Here is a 23,701-nt window from a genome sequence, read left to right as displayed (position 1 = left end):
CGCAACCGGATCGGAGAGCTGAAGCGCCAGCTGGAGGAGGTTACCAAACACCGCAAGCTGCACCGGGAGCGCAGACGCAAGTCCGGCGTGTACCAGGTAGCGCTGGTGGGCTACACCAATGCGGGCAAATCCACTCTGCTGCGCCAGCTGACCGCTGCCGATGTGCTGGTGGAAAATCAGCTGTTTGCCACACTGGACCCCACCTCCCGGACGCTGGAGCTGCCTAACGGCAAGGAAGTGGTGATAACCGACACCGTTGGCTTCATCCAGAATCTGCCCCATGATCTGGTGGCTGCTTTCCGCGCCACGCTGGAGGAGGCCAACGAGGCCGATCTGATCCTCCATGTGGTAGACAGTGCCATCGATATGCGTGAGGAGCAGATGAAGGTGGTGCTTGAGGTTCTCGAGGAGCTGGGCGCCCGCGGCAAGGAAATGCTTACCGTCTTCAACAAAATTGATCTGTGCCAGCCGGGACAGGTGGAGCTTTTGACTCCGGGAGAGGGAGATTTCATCCGGCTTTCCGCTTATAATCCGGCTGACTTGGAGCGGCTTAAGCTGCTGATTCAGGATAAAATGGCAGGAGGCCTCCATTCCTTCCGGATTCCCGCGGTTCAAGGGGACAAGATTTCTCTGGCTTACCGTCTGGGAACGGTAGTAGAGACGGAAGTGGACGGAGAGGACATGGTCATTTCCGTGGATGTGAATGCGCAGGATTATGAAAAATTCGGATATTTGCTGGCCGGATGCGAAGTGAATACAGGGGATATAGACAAGGGAGAGCAAATTGAAGGATGAATTTCACAGAGACGATCACCAAAGCTGCACAACAGGCAGAAATCAAGGCGGAAGCAAAGCTGAAGGAAATCGACAGGCTGATCGACGAAAACCAGTGGAAGGTGATCGAAGCTTTCCAGAAGCATCAGGTCAGTGATTTCCACTTTGCAGGCTCCACTGGCTACGGGTACAATGACCGCGGCCGGGAGGTGCTGGATCTGGTGTATGCGGATATTTTCGGGGCGGAGGCCGGATTGGTCCGGCCCCATTTTGTGTCCGGTACCCATACCATCTCTACGGCACTGTTCGGGTGCCTGCGTCCCGGGGATGAGCTGGTTTATATTACAGGACGCCCTTATGACACCCTCCATAAAGTAATCGGCAAACCGGCGGATGGGACAGGCTCCCTGCAGGATTACGGCATCCATTATGGCGAGGTGGCTCTGACGTCTGCAGGGAAACCCGACTGGGAGGCCATCAAGGAACGGCTGACCTCACGGACCACCATGGTGGGCATCCAACGCTCCCGCGGTTATGACTGGCGGCCCGCCTTCACTGTGGAGGAAATCGGGGAAATGGTGCGTTTTGTAAAAAACCTGTATCCCGGAATGATTGTGTTCGTGGACAACTGCTACGGCGAATTTACGGAGCTCCTGGAGCCCACCCAAGCAGGTGTGGACCTGATGGCCGGCTCCTTAATCAAAAACCCCGGCGGTGGTGTGGCATCCGGCGGGGGATATATTGTCGGACGGGCCGATTTGGTTGAGAAAGCGGCCTACCGTTTAACGGCACCGGGGATCGGCGGTGAGGTAGGCGCTACTCTGGGAACATTGCGCGGCATGTATCAGGGGCTGTTTCTGGCGCCTCACACCACGGGACAAGCCATCAAGGGCAGCGTGTTCGCATCGGCAGTTTTTGAGGACCTTGGCTTTGATACTCATCCCCGCTGGCAGGATACCCGGACGGACCTTATTCAAGCCATCCGGTTTACAGGCGCCGAGCATTTGATTGCTTTTGTACAGGGGATTCAGAAGGCCTCTGCCGTAGACGCCCATGTGGTACCGGAGCCGTGGGACATGCCCGGATACGAGCATCCCGTGATCATGGCTGCAGGAACCTTCATCCAAGGAGGCAGCCTTGAGCTGTCGGCAGATGCGCCGATCCGCGAGCCTTATATCGCCTATATGCAGGGGGGGCTTACCTATTCCCACGCCAAGCTGGGAGTGCTGTGCGCTCTGCAGAATATGGTGGAAAAGGGCTTGCTTCAGCTGGATTAACCATTGTAATTAAACCTAACACAACTTGACAAGTTCTTGTTATAGTGATACGATCATAACATAAAGTGTCACAGGGGTGATAAGGTATGAGTGATGACATCCGCAGGAATATGGCGCTTTTCCCCATTGGTATCGTGATGAAACTGACGGATTTAACCGCTCGCCAAATCCGTTATTACGAGCAGCACGAACTGGTTATGCCGGCCCGTACAGGCGGCAACCAGCGGTTGTATTCTTTTAATGATGTGGAGCGTCTACTGCAGATTAAGGATTTGATTGAGAAGGGTGTTAACATCGCGGGGATCAAGCAGGTGCTTCTGCCTGTGGACCAAACCTCCGAGGAAGCCACCGTATTAAACGAGCAAACGGAAGTGAAGCGCAAGGAGCTCACTGATTCCCAGCTTCACAAGATGCTCAAGCAGCAGCTGATGACCGGCGGCAAACGTCCCGGCCAGGTATCCATGATTCAGGGTGAGCTGTCCCGCTTCTTTCATTGATTCAGCCATATTGTACATAAGGGAGGAGAACTCGAGTGTATTCCAATTACACGAAAGAAGACATTCTTCGTATTGCCAAGGAACAGAATGTCCGGTTTATCCGGCTGCAGTTTACCGATCTTCTGGGCGTCATCAAGAACGTAGAAATTCCGTTAAGCCAGCTTGAGAAAGCGCTTGACAACAAGATGATGTTCGACGGCTCCTCCATTGAAGGCTACGTGCGGATTGAAGAGTCCGACATGTACCTGTACCCGGATCTGAGCACCTGGGTGGTTTTCCCTTGGGTGGCCGAGGACCGGATCGCACGGCTGATCTGCGACATCTATCTGCCGGACGGCCGTCCGTTCCCCGGTGACCCCCGCGGGATCCTTAAGCGTATGCTGAAGGAAGCGGAGGAGATGGGATATACCGCCATGAATGTGGGTCCTGAGCCGGAATTCTTCCTGTTCAAAACCGACGAGAAGGGCAATCCCACTACAGAGCTGAACGACCAGGGCGGTTATTTCGATCTGGCACCGATGGATCTGGGTGAAAACTGCCGTCGCGAGATCGTACTGACTCTGGAGGAAATGGGCTTCGAAATCGAAGCATCCCACCATGAGGTGGCTCCAGGCCAGCATGAGATCGACTTCAAATATGCCGATGCCTTGAAGGCAGCCGACCAGATTCAGACCTTCAAGCTGGTGGTGAAAACGGTAGCCCGTCAACACGGACTGCATGCCACCTTTATGCCCAAACCTCTTTTTGGGGTGAACGGCTCCGGTATGCACTGCCATCAATCCCTGTTTAAGGGCTCCGAGAATGCTTTCTACGATGAAAAGGACAAGCTGGGCCTGAGCATCGACGCCCGCTATTATATGGCCGGCATCCTGAAGCATGCCAAGGGAATGGCCGCCATCACCAATCCGATTGTCAACTCGTACAAGCGCCTGGTGCCCGGTTATGAAGCGCCTTGTTATGTAGCCTGGTCCGCCAGCAACCGCAGCCCGATGATCCGTATCCCGGCATCCCGCGGCCTGAGCACCCGTGTTGAGGTCCGCAACCCGGATCCAGCCGCCAACCCATACCTGGCGCTGGCCGTTATGCTGGCTGCCGGTCTGGACGGCATCCGCCACAAGACCTCCCTGCCTGCTCCTGTGGACCGGAACATCTACGTCATGACCGACGAAGAGCGGGAGGAGCAGGGTATCCCCAGCTTGCCGATGGATCTGAAGGAAGCCCTTGGCGAGATGATCCGCAACGATATCATCGTCAATGCGCTGGGCGAACACGCCACCGCATACTTCTATGAGCTGAAGGAAATTGAATGGGACATGTATAGGACCCAGATCCACCAGTGGGAACGGGATCAGTACGTGACGCATTATTGATGGAAAGAAGTAAGAAAAGGGCGAGCAGGATTCCGCTAGACGGAGTCCTGTTTGTCCTTTTTCTACTGAGCGCATGTTTCAACTCCCCTCTTTCGCGAGTATAGAAGGGTAAGGAGTGTGATCAGCTATGAACCCCATTGAATATGCCCAAGCCAAAGGCTGGGACAAAATCAAGGTCCATATTGAGCCCCAGCGGTACTCCGGTTTTGTTGACGGGAAGGATGCCATCGCTCCGGAGGAGCTGCACGACAGCGGCTTAAAAATGGAAACAGCCCGGTTGGCGAAAGAACATGAAGATAAGGAACGCGCAGTGTTTTGGGTGGACCTGGAGCAACTGGAGCCTACCAACCAAACCAATGTAGAGCTCACCATAGAACCGGCTAAATAAACACCCCGACGGGGTGTTTTTCTTTACTGAAGCTTGCATGAATCAGCTATACCGGCTATAATACTGAATAAACGTTCAGTATTATTCCGCAACCGAGGTGAGGCCGTACGTGAATAAGAAAAAGCTGCAAACCGAGCAGACGAAGAAGAAAATCGCCGATGCGTCCAGGGCCTTGTTTATTCAAAAGGGCTATAAAGCTACTTCTATTGAAGATATTGTGAAGGCTACCTCCTGCAGCGCCGGCAACATTTATTATCATTTTAAGAGCAAGGAAAGCCTGTTCCTTTATTTAATTGAGGATTGGAACCGGGAATGGGAGGAAACCTGGTTAGTTAAAGAGCCAAATTTTCCCACGGTGGTTGATAAGTTATACGGTTTGGCGGATCATCTGGCATTGGACCAGTTGAATCACCCTTTAACCAAAGCGATAGACGAATTCTACAACAACACCGAAAAGCCTACGGAAGTGGAAGACCATATTCATGAAATTGTCCAGGATTATCTGGCTTTTAACCGGCAATTGCTCCAGCGGGGGATCGATAACGGGGAGCTACAGGGGTTAGATCTTAACGGGCTGGCTGTTATTTTGGATAGCCTTTTTTTGGGGTTGAGTCAGCATACCCGAAACATGAGCCGGCAGGAAACATTGGATATGTACCGTCTGGCCATAGATGTTTTTTTGCGCGGTGTAGCCACCGCTTAATTTTTTGTGAAGATCTAGAATGAAAATTCAGTATGTTTCGTACATCTTTGGAGGAAAAACGTATGTCGATTATGTTGAAGAAACGGGGAGCCATCCTCATCCTGATGTTGAATCTGTTCCTGGTGTTTACCGGTATAGGACTGATCATTCCCATCATGCCCAAGTATATGGATAACTTGGGGATTACGGGAAGCACGGTTGGTCTATTAGTGGCGGCCTTTTCATTAACGCAGCTATTATTTTCGCCTTTGGCGGGACGTTTTTCTGACCAATTCGGAAGAAAAAAGATGATTGTGTCAGGGATGGTCCTTTTTGCTTTTTCGGAGGGATTGTTCGGATTGGCAAGCGATACGCTTCTGCTGTTCCTCGCCCGTATGCTTGGCGGCATCAGTGCCGCGATGATTATGCCTGCGGTTATGGCGTATGCAGCAGATGTAACAACCAACGAGGAACGTGCTGCCGGGATGGGGTATATTAATGCCTCAATCACCACAGGTTTTATTATTGGTCCGGGGATTGGGGGATACATCTCTGAATTCGGAATCCGGGTGCCTTTTTATTCCGCGGCAGCAGCCGGATTGGCAGCGGCCTGTATTACCTTATTCGTGCTTAAGGAATCCTTGCCGGAGCGTAAGGAGGAGGGTTCAGAAATTCAGAAGCCCCAGGTACGGAGCAGTTTTTTGAACCAATTGATGTCCTCCTACCGTGAACCCTACTTTTTAAGCCTCATTATTGTGTTTGTGCTTTCATTCGGTCTGGCGAACTTCGAAACGGTATTCGGATTGTTCGTCGATCATAAGTTTGGGTTTGGACCGAAGGATATTGCGTTTATCATTACCTTTGGTTCAATCAGCGGGGCAGTAGTGCAAGCAACAGCCTTTAGTTGGATATTAAACCGCTTCGGAGAAAAACGGGTGATTTCCGTATGTCTGCTTTTCGCCGGGATCTTTATTCTTCTGACCCTATTTGTCCATAAGTTCTGGCTTATTTTTGCCGTAACCTTTATTGTATTTCTGGCCATTGATATATTGCGGCCTGCAATCGGAACCCAGATGTCCATGCTGGCTAAGGATCAGCAGGGGTATGTCGCCGGCTTGAACTCCGCCTTTACCAGCCTTGGCAATATCGCGGGGCCCATTGTCGCGGGATTGCTGTTCGACTTGAATGTGAATTATCCTTACAGCCTGGCAAGCATTGTGCTGCTGTTGTGCTTTGGTTTGTCTCTGCGTGTCGGCCGTAGAGAGGTGCGCCCAACTGCCGTGAAGGTTTAAGCGCCCCGTTATGGCCAAGTGATAAAAAAAGCGTATCCCTTTGCGGATAACGCTTTTTTTACTTTTTGCTGGACTTCCTTTTTCTGCAATTGCGCCCCGCCTTTGAAATTTGGTATGATAAAACCCTTCGAGCCTTCTATGTGAAGAATCCGGTTGAAAATGAATGCGGATAATTTTATATTTTAAAAAACGACATAAATATGAAATTGGCACTCCCATTCTTGTCAATTTCGTGATATATTTACTGCATAGCATGTAATTGTCACGCAAAGTCAATGCATAAAATAATTGCATCGTGATTGCATTCCATTTGAATCGGGTGAAAACAATGTCGTATTCCATTTTAATCGTGGATGATCACCCTCTGATGGCTCAGGCGACGAAGGTTATGCTGGAGCAACTGGAGGATATTCAAGTCATCGGAATCGCCCCTACCGGCCAGGATTGTTTGAATGTGGTCGGTGATTTAAAGCCGGATTTGGTGCTGCTGGATTATTTGCTTCCCGATATGGCAGGCACGGATGTTTGCGAACTTCTGAAGAAGGAATACCCGGATCTCAAAATCGTGATCTTTACGGGGATGGAGACGGAGGCATTGCTGCCTAAATTCCTGGAGATTCATGCCAGCGGAGTGATCTCCAAAGGAATGAAGCAGGACACCATCAAGCATATTATTTACTGTGTGCTTGCCGGCAATGTGGTGATCCCCCAGAGCGGCCTGCAGCTGCTCAGCAGACAGCCTCTCACCACTGTAGAGGTAGAGCTGAATGCGGAAGAAGCGGCGATTATGAATATGATTATGAAAGGGTATACCCAAGAGCAGATTGCGGACCAGATTCATATGAGCAAACGGTCCATCGACAATTACCAGCGGAGAATTTATGATAAGATGGGCGTCCGCAGCCGGGTTCAAGCCATTGAGACCTTTGTCCGGTCCAAGTATTACAGCGGCTAATAGGGCATACATAAAAGCTTCCGCCTTCGGCAAAAGGGCGGGGGCTTTTTTCTGTGCAGCTTCTGTAGACCGCTTGGCGGGATTGATGATGTGCCGGAGGTTTTCCCGTGATGGGCAGTCGCGCTATAGGGCTGGGGGCAGAATTTGGGCGTGTACGAGGCATGTACGAAAATCTGACGGAACCCAGCGACCCTTAGAGGCTAAATTAAGCAATGGAAGAAACCTAACGGAACTCAGAAGCTCTTACAGGGCTATTTTGCCTGCTTGGGGAGCGAAATTGCTTTCTAACAGTCGCTAAGTTCCGTAAGAAATGTAGACTCGCGAATTTTCGCCTTTAAGTGCTTCTCAGTTCCGTAAGAGCTGTGGATGCCTTTCTTTTTAAAGCGGCAGTGAAGAAAATGGGAAGTTAGATGAACATTATAATGTAGAGAGATAGAAATACATTATTAAAAACGGAAAAATTGAAAACTATATAAAATATATTAAGCATTATGTACAATAAGGCTTAAAAAGGAGTGGGAGAAATGGATGCGATGGACCGGCAAATTCTTGATTTGCTGAAAACAGACGGGCGGATGAGTCATTCGGAGATCAGCAAGCATATTCATCTGTCTCTGCCTGCGGTGTCGGAGCGGATCCGCAAGCTGGAGGCCTGCGGCTGCATTGACGGTTTTACGGTGAAGCTGAACAGAGAGTTTATGGGGCTGGGGCTGTTGGCCTTCATCTTCATTACGCTGGAGCGACCGGAGCATATACCGGCATTCCAAGCTGCTATTCTGGAGGAGGAAGCGGTTCTGGAATGTCACCACCTTGCTGGAGAGTTTGATTATCTGCTAAAAACAGCAACAGGAAGCACCAAACAGCTGGAGGAATTGATTTCGCTGCGGCTGAAGCAAATTCCGGGTGTGATCAAAACCAATACCATGATCGCGTTGTCAAGCGTTAAGGAGGAGTAGCGGATGCCAAGCGTGTTGTTCGTAAAGAGCTTGCTTTTGGGCATATCCGTAGCCGCGCCAATCGGGCCCATCGGGATGATGGTCCTCCAGCGCACCTTGAAGCTTGGCCTAAAAAAGGGACTGGCTTCCGGTCTGGGGGTGGCCTTGGCCGACATGATCTGTGCCGCAGCCGTCAGCGCCGGTATTGCAGCCGTTCTTCTGCAGGCAGGGCCATTGGCCTGGACGCTAAAGCTTGCAGGCGGGATGTATTTGGTGGGTATCGGCTTACGTACTTGGAAAGCTGCTGCTGATTTGGCAGGAGAGGAGAAGGATCTGAAAGGGGAGGGAGCCCTGTCCATACTGCTGCTGACATTGGCCAACCCGGGAACGTGGATTGCCTACGCAGGCGCCTATGCAGCTATCCATTCAGATCTAGGCAGCGGTTGGGGGCTGGATTATGTGCTTGGTGTTGGTCTGGGCTCCGGTTTGTGGTGGTGCTTTCTGAGCTTCTTCGCCGGGTGGCTGCGGACCAAGCTGGACCGGGGGATGAAAAGGGTGATGTACCGGATTTCCGGCGCGATGATCATATTTTTCGGTCTTTGGGGAGTTTTTCAGCTTTCATAAAGCAGGGGCTGTCCATGCAGACGAAAAAGCCGGCAATTCCATCAGGAATGCCGGCTGTGCTGCGTTGGGTTCGGATTAATGAATATCCCGGAAGAGTCCGATCACCTTGCCTAATATGGTAACATTCTTCAAGCGGATCGGCTCCATGGTGGGGTTCTCCGGCTGCAGCCGGATATGATCCTTCTCCTTATAGAAGCGCTTGACGGTAGCTTCATCCTCTTCGGTCATCGCTACGACAATTTCCCCGTTATGGGCATTGGCCTGCTGCCTGACGATTACAAAATCCCCGTCGCGGATGCCGGCATCGATCATGCTTTCGCCCATAACGCTCAGCATAAACACCTGGTCGTCATGCACCATATGTGCAGGTAGCGGGAAGTAGCCTTCGATATTCTCTGTAGCCGTAATGGGAACGCCGGCTGTGACCTTGCCCACCAGCGGAACCTGCTTGATGGAGTGGGAGAACATCTCCAAACCTTCATCTTCACTCCCCAGTATCTCAATGGCCCGGGGTTTGGTCGGGTCGCGGCGGATCATGCCCTTCTTCTCCAGCCGTTCGAGATGTCCGTGCACAGTAGAGCTGGATGCCAATCCAACGGCTTCTCCAATCTCACGTACGGAGGGGGGATAGCCTTTATCGCGGACTTCATTCTTGATAAATTCGAGGATCGCTTGCTGCCGATTGGAAATCCTGCTCATTCTGATCACTCCAGTATGGAAATAATTATTAAAATTATAACACAGAACCGGAGTTCGCACAAACATAAGTTCGAATAGATAATTTACGAACATTTGTTTGTTTTTCGTTGACACAAACATTTGTTCGTGATATTCTGATTCCAGAACAAATGTTTGGGAGTGATGAGTGATGAAGATGAGTCCGAATCGGTTGATGAGACGATTGATTATGATGGCCGGGATTATAGTGTCCGTGTTGTCTGTTGCCATATTGCATGCTTATGCGGGGAATGAAGCGGAGGGGGAGCCTGCTCTCTCACAAGGCTACAGATCCTCTACAGCGGCTTCCCTTACCGTTCACACCGTTGCCTTTAAGCAGCCCTCTAAAACCGTCTATACAGTAGATGTATGTCCGGGAGATACCTTGTGGGGGATCGCGGCATCCCATCTGCCGGAGGGAGAGAGCGTACGTTCGTATATCAACAAAATTAAGAAAACGAACAACCTTAAAAACTCGGATATCCGGGCAGGCCAAATTCTTGTTCTTCCATAAAGAAAATCAACGTTACATACACAGTGTTACATTAGCCTTCCCGGAAGGAGGTTGGGGGTTATTCCCACCTCCCGGGGAAGGTTTCTTTGTGTTTTTTGCCTGACTCTTGACAATCCACGAGTGGAATGGCAAAGTTAAATAAGCTTGTATCGAAGGAATTCGGGCAACGATTTAAACAGATGGTCAACAGGAGGAGCAAAACATGGAAGAACTCATCCAGAGGATTAATGAATTGGCTCGCAAGGCCAAAACCTCAGGACTAACGGATGCAGAATTAGAAGAACGCAATGAGCTTCGCCGCAAATATATTGATTCCTTCAAAGCGTCCATGAGGGATCAACTGCAGTATGTCAAATATACGGGCGATGAAGAAACCAACGGTAAGGCATAACATCTCTACTAATAGAAGGGGTCGTCAACGTGTCGCGTAAATGGGAACGTATGGTCATTAAGAATCAGAAGACAGTAAACCGCAGCCGCAAAAAGAGCGGGATAGCCACAATTGAAGAAAGCAACCGTAAGAAGGATGCCGATGTGATTATTAAAGGACGCAGTTGGATGTTTGCCAGCCTGTTGGCTGTATTCGGCTTGTTCTATCTCATTACCTCGGCTGTGAACGGTGTTGCAATGAATGGAATATACTGGTTCACCGGAATCAGCTATGTCCTTCTGGGTGTACTGATTTACCTGGTCCGCAGACCGGTTATCGGGATCGGCAAAAGCTACATTACCGTCCGCCGTTTTGGCGGGGATAAGCGTATCGGTTCCGAAAGCATTGAAGAGCTGACCATGAACAACGGCCATATCATCATCCAACAGAAGAACGTCAAGAAAAAATATATCTACACCAAGCTTCAGCACCGCTTCCCCATGGACGAATTGAACGCCAAGCTGCGTGAGTTTGCCATCCGGGAGAGAGTTCCCTTCAAGGATGAAACCAAGTAACCTTTAGCGGAAGGAAGAGAGACATTGGCCTTAAAAGCTGTTTTGTTCGATTTGGATGATACCCTGCTGTGGGATGACCGCAGTGTGAACGAAGCGTTTCACGCAACCTGTATGGCTGCCGCAGAGAAATATCCGGCTATCCAGGCTTCGGAGCTGGAGGCCTCTGTCCGGCAGGAAGCCCGCGCCTTGTATGAAAGCTACGAGACCTTCCCCTTCACCAAGATGATCGGCATCAATCCGTTTGAAGCCTTCTGGGCGCATTTCTCTGAAGGAGAGCATGAAATGTTCCGCAAGCTGGAGCAGCAATCTCCCGCCTACCGGATTGAAGCCTGGACGAAGGGCCTATTTGGAATCGGTATCGACGATCCCGCATTGGGCAAGGATCTGGCAGAGCGCTTCCCAGTAGAGCGCAGAAAACGGCCTTTGGTATACGAAGAAACCTTCCGGCTTTTGGACGGCTTGAAGGGAAGAGTAAAGCTGCTACTGCTGACCAATGGCGCACCTGATCTCCAACGGGAGAAAATCGCAGGTATTGCCAACCTGGAGAGCTATTTTGACCATATTGTTATCTCCGGGGTATTCGGGGAGGGCAAACCGGCGGAATCCATCTTCCGGCATGCGGCAGAGCTTTTGGGCATTGAACCAACGGAAGGGCTGATGGTTGGCGATAAGCTGACTACCGATATTCTGGGCTCCGGACGGGTGGGTATGCCGAATGTGTGGATTAACCGTCACGGCATTACCCGCACCGATGAGATTGTGCCTACCCATGAGGTTGCCGATTTGGAAGAATTAATTGTTCTTATTGACTCTCTTCTTAAATAAGCTTAATTCTAAAACGCCGGCCGCCCCTGGGGAGTCTGGCGTTTTTGACCACATATTTCCGTTTATAAGGGCGGTTCCGGATGAACCCGGGCTTCGCAGCAGAGAAAGGGATGACTCTTGATTATGAAACCAACGCTTGAAGCACAGTTAAAGAAAAAAATTATGATTTTGGACGGCGCCATGGGCACGATGATTCAACAGGAGGATCTGACTGCTGCGGATTTTGGGGGAGAGGATCTGGAGGGGTGCAACGAGTATTTATGCGTCACCCGACCGGATGTGATCTCGAAAATCCATGACGCTTATTTTGAGGCAGGGGCGGATATCATTGAAACCAACAGCTTCGGCTCCACCTCCGTGGTTCTGGCTGAATATGGTCTGGAGGCCAGGGCGCGGGAGCTGAATCTGGAAGCGGCAAGGCTTGCTGTACAATCCGCCAAGAAATATACAACGGCAGAGCAGCCCCGGTATGTGGCGGGTGCTTTAGGCCCCACCACCAAAACCCTGTCGGTTACCGGAGGCGTTACCTTCGACCAGTTAACGGACAGCTACTACGAGCAGGCACTGGCCTTGATTGAAGGCGGCGTGGATGCACTCCTGCTGGAAACCTCCCAGGACACATTGAATGTCAAAGCAGGAAGCATCGGCGTCCGCCGGGCAATGGAGGATTTGGGGTTAACCCTGCCCATCATGATTTCCGGAACCATTGAGCCCATGGGAACCACATTGGCCGGTCAGTCCATCGAGTCCTTTTATATTTCGCTGGAGCATCTGAAGCCGGTTTCCGTCGGTTTGAACTGTGCCACAGGCCCAGAATTCATGCGGGATCACATCCGGACCTTGTCACAAATCGCCTCCTGCTCCGTAAGCTGCTATCCCAACGCAGGGCTTCCTGACGAAAATGGTCAATACCATGAAACCCCGGATACACTGGCCAAGAAGATGGCCGGTTTTGCCGAGCAAGGGTGGATCAATATCGCCGGCGGCTGCTGCGGCACAACTCCCGCACATATCAAAGCGATGGCGGAGTTATTGGCCCGTTATGCTCCCCGTGCCCAAGAGGGCTCCCATCCTTCCGCGGTATCGGGTATCGACACCGTGTATATTGAATCCGAGAACCGGCCGTACATGGTGGGAGAGCGGACCAATGTGCTGGGGTCCCCCAAGTTTAAGCGGCTGATCGCCGAGGGCAAGTTTGAGGAAGCGGCGGAAATTGCCCGGGCCCAGGTGAAGGGCGGAGCCCATGTCGTGGATGTCAGTCTTCAGGATGCCGAGCGGGATGAAGTGGCGGATGTGGAGCTTTTTATGCAGGAGCTGGTCAAGAAGGTAAAGGCGCCAGTAGTCATTGATACCACCAATGCCGCGGCGGTAGAGATCGCCCTGAAGTATACCCAAGGCAAAGCCATCATCAACTCCGTCAACCTGGAGGAGGGGGAGGAGCGTATTGAGAACATCGTTCCTTTGGTCCACCGGTACGGGGCTGCGCTTGTGTTTATGTGTATTGATGAGGACGGGCAGGCTGTATCCAGCGATAAGCGGTTCCAGGTGGCCAAACGAGGATATGAGCTGTTGACGCAAAAATACGGCATCGCCGCGGAGGATATTATTTTCGATCCGATGGTGTTCCCTGTGGGAACCGGAGACTCCCAATACCTGGGGTCTGCCAGCGAAACCATTGAGACGGTACGCAAAATCAAAGCAGCCTTTCCGGAGACCAAGACCATCATGGGCGTCAGCAATGTTTCCTTCGCCCTTCCTCCTGCCGGCCGTGAGGTGTTGAACTCCGTTTATCTTTATCACTGTACCAAAGCAGGCCTGGATTTCGCCATCGTGAACACCCAGCGGCTGCAGCGTTACCCGTCCATCCCCGAGGAGGAACGGAAGCTGACGGAGGACTTGATCTTCAACACCAACGATGAAACGTTGGCAGCCTTCGTGGCTTATTTCCGCGAGAAAAAAGTGGAGAAAACCGTCAAATCCTCCAATATGACGTTGGAGGAGCGTCTGGCTGCTTACGTGGTGGAAGGCACCAAGGAAGGGCTGCTGCCCGATTTGGAAATTGCTATGGGTACCTACAGCCCCCTCGAAATTATTAACGGCCCCTTGATGGCGGGGATGGAGGAAGTTGGCCGGCTGTTCAATAACAATGAACTGATCGTTGCCGAGGTGCTGCAGAGTGCAGAGGTGATGAAGGCCTCTGTTACGTATCTGGAGCCATTTATGGAAAAGAACGAATCTGCTGTCAAGGGCAAGATTATTCTGGCCACCGTTAAGGGTGACGTGCATGACATTGGCAAGAATCTGGTGGAAATCATCCTCTCCAACAACGGCTACCAGATTGTGAATCTGGGCATCAAGGTGCCGCCGGAGCAGCTGATTGAAGCGTACCGGAAGGAAAAGCCTGATGTGATCGGACTCTCCGGCTTGCTGGTGAAATCCGCTCAGCAGATGGTGACCACAGCCCAGGATTTGCGCAACGCGGGAATCGATGTGCCGATTATGGTAGGGGGCGCCGCTCTGACCCGGAAATTTACCAAAAACCGGATTGCTCCGGAATATGACGGAATGGTATTGTACGCCAAGGATGCCATGGACGGACTGGACCTGGCCAACAAGCTTAGTGACTCGGCTGAACGCGCCATTCTGGCGGAGGAGCTGCGCAAAGCGAAGGAAGCCCAATTGGCGGAGGCGGGCAAAATTGAGCAGGAGCTGCCTCAAGCCGTACGTGTACGGAACACCACCATTAACCGGGAGCTTCCCGTTTATCTCCCGCCTGATCTGGAACGGCATGTGCTGCGGGATTATCCCATCTCCCATCTGCTGCCGTATATCAACTTCGAAATGCTGCTGGGCCGGCATTTGGGTATCCGCGGCTCTGTGGAGGAAGCTCTTAAGAACGGAGAGCCCAAGGCGCTGGAGATTAAAGCTGTAGTAGACGGCATCCTGCAGGAGGCGGTCAAAAACGGCATTATCCGGGCCCAGGGGATGTACCGGTTTTTCCCGGCGCAATCGGACGGCGATACCATCCTGGTATATGATCCTGCGGATACGGGGAAAATATTGGAAACCTTCCAATTTCCCAGACAGGAAGTGGAGCCTTACCTGTGTCTGGCCGATTACCTCAAGCCGGTGGAAAGTGGCGTGATGGATACGGTGGGTTTCCTGACGGTCACCACCGGACGGGGAGTCCGGGAGCTGGCCGAGGAATGGAAAGGAAGCGGGGATTATCTGCGCTCCCACGCCTTGCAAGCTACGGCGCTGGAGCTGGCGGAGGCTTTCGCCGAGCGCATTCACCAAATGATGCGGGATGTGTGGGGGTACCCCGATCCGGCTGATATGACCATGAAGCAGCGCTTCGGCGCCCGTTACCAGGGCATCCGGGTATCCTTCGGCTATCCCGCCTGCCCCAACCTGGAGGACCAGGAGCAGCTGTTCCGGCTGATGAAGCCGGAGGACATCGGAGTGGAGCTTACGGAGGGCTGTATGATGGACCCCGAGGCATCCGTAACGGCTATGGTGTTCTCCCATCCCCAGGCGCAATATTTCAACGTAGAAAAAGTGCAGCGTTAGGCCGTGTTTGCAAACACACCCTAGTCTGCTTTTAAAAAGGAAACGAGAACGGAGCTGTGGGGTATGGAATTGGTTTTTTTGGGCACCGGGGCAGGAATGCCCTCGCGGCGCCGCAATGTGACCTCCATCGCGCTGAACCTGCTGGATGAAACCGGCGGGTTCTGGCTGTTCGATTGCGGGGAGGGCACCCAGCAGCAAATTCTGCAATCCCCGATCCGGCTCGGGCGGACGGACAGAATCTTCATCACCCATCTCCATGGTGACCATTTATATGGGCTGCCGGGTATCCTGACCAGCCGCTCGTATCAGGGAGGGGAAGGAACACTTACCCTGTACGGGCCTGTAGGGCTCCGGCAATTTACGGAAACCGTGCTGACCTTAAGCCAAGCCAAGCTGTCCTATGAGCTGGATATCGTGGAGATTGTGGAAGAAGGGATTATCGCTGAGGACGAGATGTTCCGGGTGGAGGCCAGACGCTTGAACCACCGGATTGAAAGCTTCGGCTACCGGATTGTGGAAAAGGATAAGGAAGGCAAGCTGGACGCCGCCAAGCTGAAGGAGCTGGGTGTCCCCTTCGGGCCGCTGTATGGAGCCTTGAAGCAGGGTAAGTCCGTTACACTGGAGGATGGCCGTGTCATAAACAGCGCGGACGTGGTGGGTCCTGCCGTACCAGGCCGGATTGTGACGGTTTTGGGGGATACCCTCAAAACGGATTCAGCCGTCGAATTGGCGAGAAATGCCGATGTGCTGGTTCATGAGGCCACCTTCGACCGGTCCAAGGCGGACATGGCCTCGCGGTTCCATCACTCCACTACGGAGGATGCTGCCCAAACCGCACTTCAAGCCGGCGCGCAGGTGCTGATCATGACGCATATCAGTTCCCGCTATGGGGAAGAGGAAACGGAAATGCTGCAGCAGGAGGCCCGGGAAATTTTCGCGAATGCATTTGTAGCCGAGGATTTCTGGTCCTACCGGATCCCTTACCGGATCACGATGGAGTAGGGTGATTGGCACCGAAACCAGCACTGAGCGGAAGCGGCAGGAGTTTTTCTCAGCTTTTTCATGAAAATAGGCTTATTGCTCATTGACGAAGCCCTTGTGAAAAGTTATAAATAAATATGTGAAAACATATAATGGCCTATTCTGGAGCAGGAGTTAACATACACATGAAATGGTTACAAGTAGAATCCTCCGGCCCGTTGTCCGGTTCCGTACATATTCAGGGATCCAAGAACAGCTCCTTGGCCTTGCTGGCAGCCGCCTGCATGTCCGGCGAACCTGTTGTTCTGCAAGGAATCCCTTACCTTTTGGATATGCAAGTGATCAAGAGCATAACAGCCTCCATCGGCATCCGTATGGAAAGCCGGGAGAACGGCGATATTTTTATAGATGCAAGCGGTATGCGTCACTCTGATCTGGACCGGAAGGGGACCTCGGCCTATCGGGCTTCCTATTATTTTATCGGCGCATTGCTGGCAAAAACGGGGAAGGTCACCATCGGGTATCCCGGCGGGGATAACTTTGTATCCCGTCCGATTGACCAGCATCTCAAAGCCTTGAAGGCCCTTGGGGCCACCATCGAATTGAACGAGGATCATTATGTTGTCCGGGCAACCAGACTGAAAGGAGCCTCCATTTTCTTCGATACCATCACGTCCGGCGCCACCATCAATGCGATGCTGGCTGCTGTGCTGGCCGAAGGCAGAACGGAGCTTCATAATGCAGCGCGGGACCCGGAGGTGGTGGATACCGCCAATATGCTGAACCGTATGGGTGCCAGAATTGTAGGTGCAGGCACGGATTGTATCCGCATTGAGGGTGTTCGGGAGCTCTCCGGCTGCACCTATTCCGTCATCCCGGATCGGCTGATTGCCGGAGCATTCCTGATGGCCGCCGGGATTAATGGGGGCTCCGTTACCGTCGAGGATATTATTCCCGAGCATCTTGGCTCATGCCTGGCGAAGCTGAAGGAAGTCGGTCTGGAGCTGGAGGTGCGTGATTCCAGCATTACCGCATACGGTGGAGGACTTTTGAAGGCTACCCGCATGCGGACCGGCATGTACCCTTTGTTTGCCACCGATTTGCAGCAGCCGTTAACCGCCTTGCTCTTATTTGCCCAAGGAAGAAGCATCGTATCGGATAAAATCTACCCCGAACGCTTCAGTCATGTGCCCCAGCTGCGCAGGATGGGGGCGCAGATTGAGGTGCGCTCCGGCAGCGCATTTATTAAGGGCGGGCAGCCCTTAACAGGCAGTCATGTCCATGCCACGGATGTCCGTGCCGGCACATGTCTGATTCTGGCAGGTCTGGGAGCCGAAGGGAAAACCTTCATCTCCGGCGTTGAGCATATTGAACGGGGCTATGCGGATGTCATCAGCATGTTCCGCACCCTGGGAGCCAAGGTGGAGCTTCTGAGCAATGCTGCCGCTGAAGCTGTTGTAAGCAGAGCGTAAGCTTTCGCGTGAATTTGTGGGCCTTCCCGGCAATCCGGGAGGGCTTTTTGTGCGTCAATTAATAGAGTTGTGGGCGTTGGAAAAATATGTGTAGCGGTAAAACGCAGGCTTTGGCCTGCCGCGGCAGGCTGACCGGTTAATCTTGAAGCATCTTGTCATCCGGCAGCGATATTTTGAAAAAATGTCGGAATCAGCACATCTAAATTCCAAATACTGTGAGAAATGATATTGACGCAAAAGACAGCGGGATGGTTAAATAGACATAGATCATTACTCCTTATTTTTTAGGACAATTTGACTAGGGCCTACATGAAACCCTAGGAGTCTGTCCGAAAAACAAAAGAGTGAAAAAATATTTATGAAATGACTGGGAGGGAAGGAGTGACTTGAGGGCGAGTTTTTTGGCGGCTTTGAACCCTTATGAGTTCCATTCCATCAAGGCCGACAAAACGTGTTTGAGCATCCAAGGCACTCCTTTCCGGTAAGGAATGAAACAAAGTAATATTTTTTCACTCAAATTAAACGTCGGACAGACTCCTATAATGCGAATGGAGGGATCGGGTGGCGCTGCGCAAAAGAATCGGCGACTTGCTCCTGGAATCGGGATTGATTACGGACGAGCAGCTGCTCAATGCGTTGAAGGAGCAAAAAGAGCTGAAAATGCGTCTTGGTGATGTGCTCATTTCCCGGAATTATATTACAGAGCAGCAGCTGATCGAAGTTCTTGAAGTCCAGTTGGGAATCCCTCATGTCCAGCTTTACAAACAAAAGATCGAAACTAAGATTATTAATATTATTCCCCAGCGGATTGCGGAGCAGCATCAGGTGCTACCCTTACGGACCGAAGGCAACAAGCTGATTGTGGCCATGGCCGACCCGCTGGATTATTACGCCATAGATGAGCTGCGGATGACCACCGGCTTCCGTATTGAGCCTGTGATTGCATCCAAGGACGAGCTGTTCCGGGCTATCCGGAGATATTACGGGCTGCAGGAAACCGTCGACCAGATCATGCAGAACCTCGACCAATGGGAAGGCGAAGACAAGATTCAACAGAATATGGACGCCGATTCCCCGGTGGTCAAGACGGTGAACCAGCTGATTTACCAAGCTGTTCAGACAGGTGCATCGGATATCCATATCGACCCCCAAGAGGACGGTCTGCGTATCCGGTACAGAGTGGACGGTATGATGAGAACGGAACGGATATTGCCTCCCCACATGCAAAATGTGATTGTGGCCCGCATCAAGGTGATGTCCAGCCTGAACGTGGCGGAGCGCCGCCTGCCCCAGGACGGGCGGGTGGAGATGGAGGTGGATTTCCGCAAGGTGGATATCCGGGTTTCCACATTGCCCACCATTCACGGCGAGAAGGTTGTGCTGCGGATTCTCGACCTGAGCAATGCTTTGACGGATCTGGACAGGCTGGGCTTCACCCAAGCCAATATGTCCCGGCTTCTGAAGGGAATCGGCAAGCCTTACGGCATTATCTTCATTTCCGGGCCTACAGGCAGCGGCAAAACCACCACCTTATATTCCACCCTGTCCCGCCTCAGCAGTGATGAGGTGAATATTATTACCATCGAAGATCCGGTGGAGTACCAATTAAACGGGATCAATCAGGTAGCGGTGAACCCCGTATCCGGGCTGACCTTTGCCAGAGGGTTGCGTTCCATTTTACGTCAGGACCCCAACATCGTGATGGTCGGGGAAATCCGGGACTCGGAAACAGCAGAAATAGCTGTTCGGGGAGCCATGACAGGCCACTTGGTACTTAGCACCTTGCACAGCAACAGCGCGGTGAACTCCATTACCCGTCTGATCGATATGGGCATTGAACCGTTTCTTTTATCCTCCTCCTTAAATACCGTAGTTGCCCAACGGCTGGTCCGGCGGGTATGCCCGGCATGTGCTGTAGAGGTAGAACCGACCCAGGAGGAACGGGCGGTTCTGGAGGAGTTCCGGATTCCCCATGCCACCCTTAAAAGAGGGCAGGGCTGCGGAGAATGCGGACGAAGCGGGTACCGGGGCAGACTGGCTATCCATGAGGTACTGCCGGTGAATGACGAGCTTCGCACCTTAATTCTGCGGAAGGGTTCGGATACGGAATACGCTGCTTTGGCGGCAAAGGCGGGGATGATCCCGATGATTGAGGATGGGTTACAGAAGGCGGCCTCCGGTTTAACCACAATTGCAGAGGTTTACCGGGTAGCCGGATTACATTAACCGACATTTTCACAAAAATTAAAATGGGCTTGACTATCTCTTAATATTGTCTGAATCCGGCTTCGGTATAATAGTTTCGGAGGGCATAAATGTGGCAATTGTCGATTATATGAAGCTGGCATACCAGCGCAACGCGTCAGACCTACATATTACAGTAAATGCGCCTGTTGCCTTCCGGATTCACGGTGAGCTGCAGTCCGCAGATGACCGGGTTCTCAGGCCCGAGGATACCCTGGCTATGGCTCGTGAGCTATTAACAGGAGAGCAGTACGAGGAGTTTTTGGAGCAGGGGGATCTGGATTTATCCTACGAGATTCCGGGTGTTTCCCGGTTTAGAATCAATCTTTACCGTCAAAAAGGGTATGCAGGGCTGACCATCCGCCTTATTCCTACCCGGATTCCGTCCGTGGAGGAGCTGGGGCTCCCCGGTATTGCAGTAGAACTGGCCCGTAAGCCTCAAGGTCTGGTGCTAGTTACAGGACCTACAGGCAGCGGTAAATCCACTACTCTCGCCGCCCTGATTGATGATATCAATGCCTACAGGCAGGAGCATATCATCACCCTGGAGGACCCTATCGAATTTCTTCATCCCCATAAAAAAAGCATCGTGAACCAGCGTGAGGTGGGGAGTGATACGGAGTCCTTCGCCAGAGGGTTGCGCGCTGCTCTGCGCCAGGACCCGGATGTGATTCTGGTGGGGGAAATGCGGGACCTGGAAACCATCAGCACCGCCATTACCGCTGCGGAAACCGGTCATCTGGTCTTCGGAACACTGCATACAGCGGATGCTCCGCAAACCATCGATCGGATTATTGATGTATTCCCGACAGGCTCTCAGCAGCAGATCCGTATCCAGCTTGCTTCGGTGCTTTTGGGCATCATTGCCCAGCGCTTGCTGCCTACAGCAGACGGGAGTGGACGGGTAGCCGCCATGGAGGTTCTGGTGAATACTCCGGCAGTAGCCAATCTGATCCGTTCTGAAAAGGTGCACCAGGTGCGGTCCATGATGCAAACCGGCAAGGCTCAAGGCATGCAGACTATGGATAATGCCCTGCGTGAGTTGATTCAGAGGCGCATCATTACAACGGAAGCAGCCAAAGAAGCGCTGTTTGGCTTCAGTGAGCTGAATTTGTAGGTGAACAAATGCCCAGATTTCGCTATACCGCCATTGAACGCTCCGGCAAACAAACCAGAGGGATGATTGAAGCCCAGCATAACAATGCAGCCATAACCCTGTTAAGGGCTCAAGGCTTGCGTATTACCAAGCTGGAAGACATGAGCCAAAGCATTCTCCACAAGGAAATCCGGCTGGGCTCAGGACCACGGATCAAGCCCCAGCATTTCACCATTTTTTGCAGGCAGCTGTCCAGCTTGTACAAGGTGGGTATTAACATTGTGGATGCGGTGCGGACCTTGTCCGAACAAACGGAAAGTAAGGAGTTCCGCGCCATATTGGCCAATGTGGCCGATGATATGCAGCGGGGCAACCAGTTTTCCCAGGCGATTACCCGTTATCCTACCGTATTCAATACCGTATTCGTTAATATGGTAAAGGCGGGGGAGGCCAGCGGTAATTTGGACGATATGCTGTTCCGGCTGGCGGTGTTTTACGAGAAGGAGCATTACACCCGGGAAAAGATTAAGTCCGCCATGGTGTATCCCATCATAATGGCCATTTTTACGGTCATCGTGGTGACCATCCTGATGGTGTTCGTTGTGCCTCAGCTGGTGGCGAATTTTGAGGCGATGGATTTAACGTTACCGCTGCCGACCCGAATTGTGATTGGAATTTCAGATTGGGTCCGGGAATATTGGTATCTGGCAGCCGCGCTGCTATCCCTACCTTTTCTTGCTATCCTTGCCATGAAGCGGAATGAGAAGGGGCGGTATGCCCTCGATTATGCAAAACTGAAAATCCCTGTATTCGGCAAGCTGCTGCACAAACAAGCCTTGTCTCGTTTCAGCCGGACCTTCTGCTCCTTGTTCGCCGCCGGGGTGCCTATGCTGCAGATGCTGAGCATTGTTTCCTCCGTAGTAGGCAACACGGTGATCGGCAAGGTGATTCTGAGCGCTAGAGAGGCGGTTCAGGGGGGCAGCTCCATTGCCGATCCCTTCCGCAAGTCATGGCTGTTCCCGCCCATGGTGGTGCACATGATGGCGGTGGGGGAAAAGTCCGGTGCGCTGGATTCCATGCTGGACAAGGTGGCGGACTTTTATGAGGCGGATGTGGACCAGATGTCGGACCGGCTAAAAGCCATGCTGGAGCCGATTATGATCGTGATCCTGGCGCTCATCGTGGGTACCATCGTGTTGGCTGTTATGCTGCCGTCCTTTACGTTGATCAGCAACTTGAAGTAGGCGGAGCCAGGAATGAACTTGTCATCTATGCTTTTTTCTACATATAGATGGTCTCATTCAAAATTATAAGGAGGAGCTTACATGCTAAAGAAATTATTCATGAAGCGGTTGGGCAAGAACCAAAAGGGCGTTACGTTGATTGAATTGATGGCGGTTGTAGTTATTCTGGGGATCATTGCCGGGGTTGCTGGTGCTGCGGTGACGGGGAGTTTCAGCAAGGCGAAAGATAATACAGACGAGGCTTCAAAGAGAATAATATCTGACGCAGTGCAAAGATATGTTCTGGAAACTAACCCTAGCCCAGCAGCTACAATTGGAATTGGTGATTTAGTTGCAAAAGGATATTTGTCAGCTACTCCGTCACCTAATCAGTCAGGAAAGAGTTTCAAAATAGAATACAACGCCAGCCCTAGCCCTGGAGCTTATAAAGTAACCATAGCAGACTAATAGTTTCTTAAACTGAGGTGCCCCCATGCTTATCATTCAAGCATTTGAGGCGTCGCCTCCCTATTTTTACACGGTGATGGGTATCCTGGGGTTATTCGTTGGCAGCTTCCTGAATGTGGTGGCTGCCCGGATTCCCCAGGGCCAGTCCCTTGTTACGCCGCCGTCCCATTGCGATAGCTGCGGACACCGGCTGGCGGTGCCGGATTTGATTCCCGTGTGGAGCTGGTTCCGCTCGGGAGGCAAATGCCGTTACTGTGGAGAAGCTTTCTCCATTCAATATCCGTTGTGGGAGGTTTTGACCTCCGTTATCTACATCTTGCTGGCCGTTACGCTTGGCCCTGTACCGGAGCTGATCGTGGGGTTGCTCCTGGTTTCGCTGCTGATCGCCATTTCGCAGACGGATTTACGTCTTTATTTGATCCCGGACAAGATTATTGTGTTTGGCATAGCGGCAGGGATTGTCCTGCGGATTTTTATCCACGATGCCCCTTGGTGGGACTATGTGGGCGGTTTTTTTCTGGGCGGCGGGCTGCTGTATCTGGCAGCGGTGCTTGGAGAATGGCTGCTCAAGAAGGAAGCCATGGGCGGCGGAGATATTAAGCTCTTGGCCATGTTAGGGATATACATAGGCATGAAAGGTGTGTTATTGACGATTTTTTTGGGCAGTGTGATTGGATTAATCATTATCCTGATCCTGCTGTTGACCGGAGTTATGAAGAACGACCAGCCTATCCCCTTCGGGCCTTTTTTGGCCATTGGCGCTTGTGTCGCCTACTTATGGGGAGAGTTGCTTGTGCAAGCTTACCTGAACTTATTAACCTGACGCCGAAAACAAGGAGTGACTCCATCCCA

At 52.1% G+C, this 23,701-nt stretch carries 23 protein-coding genes; 22 read left to right on the top strand and 1 reads right to left on the bottom strand.

All coding sequences use genetic code 11. The annotated features are described in order from the left end of the window. From hflX to ACI1P1_RS00470, 10 genes are all read left to right on the top strand, one after another. Window positions 1–795 (top strand): GTPase HflX (gene hflX, locus ACI1P1_RS00515; RefSeq protein WP_416214396.1); only part of this gene is annotated, 795 nt, incomplete at its 5' end. Next, a complete protein-coding gene (locus tag ACI1P1_RS00510) occupies window positions 792–2,051 on the top strand; it encodes a methionine gamma-lyase family protein (protein ID WP_416214395.1) in 1,260 nt (419 codons plus the stop codon). The genes hflX and ACI1P1_RS00510, both read left to right, overlap by 4 nt. Before the next feature lie 86 nt (window positions 2,052–2,137). Beyond that, the gene (locus tag ACI1P1_RS00505) at window positions 2,138–2,548 is read left to right on the top strand and encodes a MerR family transcriptional regulator (RefSeq protein WP_416214394.1); all 411 of its coding nucleotides are present in this window, start codon (window positions 2,138–2,140) and stop codon (window positions 2,546–2,548) included. 35 nt (window positions 2,549–2,583) lie between these two features. Next, on the top strand, window positions 2,584–3,918 hold the full coding sequence (gene glnA, locus ACI1P1_RS00500; protein ID WP_416214393.1) for a type I glutamate--ammonia ligase: 1,335 nt from the start codon (window positions 2,584–2,586) through the stop codon (window positions 3,916–3,918). A 127-nt stretch (window positions 3,919–4,045) separates the two neighbouring features. Then, complete coding sequence (locus ACI1P1_RS00495) at window positions 4,046–4,306, top strand: hypothetical protein (RefSeq protein WP_416214392.1); 261 nt, start codon at window positions 4,046–4,048, stop codon at window positions 4,304–4,306. Between the two features lie 109 nt (window positions 4,307–4,415). Further along, window positions 4,416–5,009, top strand: coding sequence for a TetR/AcrR family transcriptional regulator (locus tag ACI1P1_RS00490; RefSeq protein WP_416214391.1), 594 nt, complete (start codon window positions 4,416–4,418; stop codon window positions 5,007–5,009). Between the two features lie 62 nt (window positions 5,010–5,071). Beyond that, entirely contained in the window at window positions 5,072–6,280 is a 1,209-nt protein-coding gene (locus tag ACI1P1_RS00485) for an MFS transporter (RefSeq protein WP_416214390.1), read from the top strand. A gap of 328 nt (window positions 6,281–6,608) precedes the next feature. After that, the gene (locus ACI1P1_RS00480) at window positions 6,609–7,235 is read left to right on the top strand and encodes a response regulator (RefSeq protein ID WP_416214389.1); all 627 of its coding nucleotides are present in this window, start codon (window positions 6,609–6,611) and stop codon (window positions 7,233–7,235) included. Between the two features lie 524 nt (window positions 7,236–7,759). After that, window positions 7,760–8,191: an Lrp/AsnC family transcriptional regulator gene (locus ACI1P1_RS00475; RefSeq protein ID WP_416214388.1), complete on the top strand. Its 432-nt coding sequence runs from the start codon at window positions 7,760–7,762 to the stop codon at window positions 8,189–8,191. A gap of 3 nt (window positions 8,192–8,194) precedes the next feature. Continuing rightward, a complete protein-coding gene (locus ACI1P1_RS00470) occupies window positions 8,195–8,794 on the top strand; it encodes a LysE family translocator (RefSeq protein WP_416214387.1) in 600 nt (199 codons plus the stop codon). Window positions 8,795–8,869: 75 nt separating this feature from the next. On the opposite strand, the gene lexA is transcribed toward ACI1P1_RS00470, so the two are convergent. Then, window positions 8,870–9,493, bottom strand: a complete 624-nt coding sequence (lexA, locus tag ACI1P1_RS00465) for a transcriptional repressor LexA (RefSeq protein ID WP_416214386.1) — start codon at window positions 9,491–9,493, stop codon at window positions 8,870–8,872. A gap of 169 nt (window positions 9,494–9,662) precedes the next feature. Between lexA and ACI1P1_RS00460 the strand changes: the two genes are divergently transcribed. From ACI1P1_RS00460 to ACI1P1_RS00405, 12 genes are all read left to right on the top strand, one after another. Further along, on the top strand, window positions 9,663–10,025 hold the full coding sequence (locus ACI1P1_RS00460) for a LysM peptidoglycan-binding domain-containing protein (RefSeq protein WP_416214385.1): 363 nt from the start codon (window positions 9,663–9,665) through the stop codon (window positions 10,023–10,025). 202 nt (window positions 10,026–10,227) lie between these two features. Next, window positions 10,228–10,416, top strand: a complete 189-nt coding sequence (locus tag ACI1P1_RS00455) for a DUF896 domain-containing protein (RefSeq protein ID WP_416214384.1) — start codon at window positions 10,228–10,230, stop codon at window positions 10,414–10,416. 29 nt (window positions 10,417–10,445) lie between these two features. Further along, complete coding sequence (locus tag ACI1P1_RS00450; RefSeq protein WP_416214383.1) at window positions 10,446–10,970, top strand: hypothetical protein; 525 nt, start codon at window positions 10,446–10,448, stop codon at window positions 10,968–10,970. A 24-nt stretch (window positions 10,971–10,994) separates the two neighbouring features. Beyond that, window positions 10,995–11,795 (top strand): HAD family hydrolase, encoded by an 801-nt coding sequence (locus ACI1P1_RS00445; protein ID WP_416214382.1) that lies wholly within the window; start codon window positions 10,995–10,997, stop codon window positions 11,793–11,795. Window positions 11,796–11,918: 123 nt separating this feature from the next. After that, window positions 11,919–15,365 carry a methionine synthase gene (gene metH, locus ACI1P1_RS00440; RefSeq protein WP_416214381.1) on the top strand — a complete coding sequence of 1,149 codons (3,447 nt, stop codon included), beginning with the start codon at window positions 11,919–11,921 and terminating at the stop codon, window positions 15,363–15,365. Window positions 15,366–15,428: 63 nt separating this feature from the next. Next, window positions 15,429–16,367 carry a ribonuclease Z gene (gene rnz / locus ACI1P1_RS00435; RefSeq protein WP_416214380.1) on the top strand — a complete coding sequence of 313 codons (939 nt, stop codon included), beginning with the start codon at window positions 15,429–15,431 and terminating at the stop codon, window positions 16,365–16,367. A 164-nt stretch (window positions 16,368–16,531) separates the two neighbouring features. Next, window positions 16,532–17,818: a UDP-N-acetylglucosamine 1-carboxyvinyltransferase gene (gene murA / locus ACI1P1_RS00430; RefSeq protein ID WP_416214379.1), complete on the top strand. Its 1,287-nt coding sequence runs from the start codon at window positions 16,532–16,534 to the stop codon at window positions 17,816–17,818. Window positions 17,819–18,379: 561 nt separating this feature from the next. Beyond that, the gene (locus tag ACI1P1_RS00425; RefSeq protein WP_416214378.1) at window positions 18,380–20,044 is read left to right on the top strand and encodes a GspE/PulE family protein; all 1,665 of its coding nucleotides are present in this window, start codon (window positions 18,380–18,382) and stop codon (window positions 20,042–20,044) included. 109 nt (window positions 20,045–20,153) lie between these two features. Then, on the top strand, window positions 20,154–21,179 hold the full coding sequence (locus tag ACI1P1_RS00420; protein WP_416214770.1) for a type IV pilus twitching motility protein PilT: 1,026 nt from the start codon (window positions 20,154–20,156) through the stop codon (window positions 21,177–21,179). Between the two features lie 8 nt (window positions 21,180–21,187). Continuing rightward, the gene (locus tag ACI1P1_RS00415) at window positions 21,188–22,402 is read left to right on the top strand and encodes a type II secretion system F family protein (RefSeq protein ID WP_416214377.1); all 1,215 of its coding nucleotides are present in this window, start codon (window positions 21,188–21,190) and stop codon (window positions 22,400–22,402) included. A gap of 81 nt (window positions 22,403–22,483) precedes the next feature. Beyond that, a complete protein-coding gene (locus ACI1P1_RS00410; RefSeq protein WP_416214376.1) occupies window positions 22,484–22,849 on the top strand; it encodes a competence type IV pilus major pilin ComGC in 366 nt (121 codons plus the stop codon). Between the two features lie 25 nt (window positions 22,850–22,874). Continuing rightward, complete coding sequence (locus ACI1P1_RS00405) at window positions 22,875–23,672, top strand: prepilin peptidase (RefSeq protein WP_416214375.1); 798 nt, start codon at window positions 22,875–22,877, stop codon at window positions 23,670–23,672. Window positions 23,673–23,701: the final 29 nt, after the last annotated feature.

Origin of the sequence: Paenibacillus mesotrionivorans (genome assembly GCF_046098205.1) — a bacterium.
Taxonomy (GTDB): Bacteria; Bacillota; Bacilli; order Paenibacillales; family NBRC-103111; genus Paenibacillus_AR; species Paenibacillus_AR mesotrionivorans.
Note: the sequence above shows the minus strand (reverse complement) of the source record. Positions and strands in the feature narration are given on the sequence as shown.

Bases quoted from the DNA above. Each gene is read 5' to 3' on its own strand.
- ACI1P1_RS00510 (WP_416214395.1), top strand. From the start codon at position 792: ATGAATTTCACAGAGACGATCACCAAAGCTGCACAACAGGCAGAAATC.
- ACI1P1_RS00505 (WP_416214394.1), top strand. From the start codon at position 2,138: ATGAGTGATGACATCCGCAGGAATATGGCGCTTTTCCCCATTGGTATC.
- ACI1P1_RS00495 (WP_416214392.1), top strand. From the start codon at position 4,046: ATGAACCCCATTGAATATGCCCAAGCCAAAGGCTGGGACAAAATCAAG.
- ACI1P1_RS00485 (WP_416214390.1), top strand. From the start codon at position 5,072: ATGTCGATTATGTTGAAGAAACGGGGAGCCATCCTCATCCTGATGTTG.
- ACI1P1_RS00480 (WP_416214389.1), top strand. From the start codon at position 6,609: ATGTCGTATTCCATTTTAATCGTGGATGATCACCCTCTGATGGCTCAG.
- ACI1P1_RS00475 (WP_416214388.1), top strand. From the start codon at position 7,760: ATGGATGCGATGGACCGGCAAATTCTTGATTTGCTGAAAACAGACGGG.
- ACI1P1_RS00470 (WP_416214387.1), top strand. From the start codon at position 8,195: ATGCCAAGCGTGTTGTTCGTAAAGAGCTTGCTTTTGGGCATATCCGTA.
- lexA (WP_416214386.1), bottom strand. From the start codon at position 9,493: ATGAGCAGGATTTCCAATCGGCAGCAAGCGATCCTCGAATTTATCAAG.
- ACI1P1_RS00460 (WP_416214385.1), top strand. From the start codon at position 9,663: ATGAAGATGAGTCCGAATCGGTTGATGAGACGATTGATTATGATGGCC.
- ACI1P1_RS00455 (WP_416214384.1), top strand. From the start codon at position 10,228: ATGGAAGAACTCATCCAGAGGATTAATGAATTGGCTCGCAAGGCCAAA.
- metH (WP_416214381.1), top strand. From the start codon at position 11,919: ATGAAACCAACGCTTGAAGCACAGTTAAAGAAAAAAATTATGATTTTG.
- rnz (WP_416214380.1), top strand. From the start codon at position 15,429: ATGGAATTGGTTTTTTTGGGCACCGGGGCAGGAATGCCCTCGCGGCGC.
- murA (WP_416214379.1), top strand. From the start codon at position 16,532: ATGAAATGGTTACAAGTAGAATCCTCCGGCCCGTTGTCCGGTTCCGTA.
- ACI1P1_RS00420 (WP_416214770.1), top strand. From the start codon at position 20,154: ATGAAGCTGGCATACCAGCGCAACGCGTCAGACCTACATATTACAGTA.
- ACI1P1_RS00415 (WP_416214377.1), top strand. From the start codon at position 21,188: ATGCCCAGATTTCGCTATACCGCCATTGAACGCTCCGGCAAACAAACC.
- ACI1P1_RS00410 (WP_416214376.1), top strand. From the start codon at position 22,484: ATGCTAAAGAAATTATTCATGAAGCGGTTGGGCAAGAACCAAAAGGGC.
- ACI1P1_RS00405 (WP_416214375.1), top strand. From the start codon at position 22,875: ATGCTTATCATTCAAGCATTTGAGGCGTCGCCTCCCTATTTTTACACG.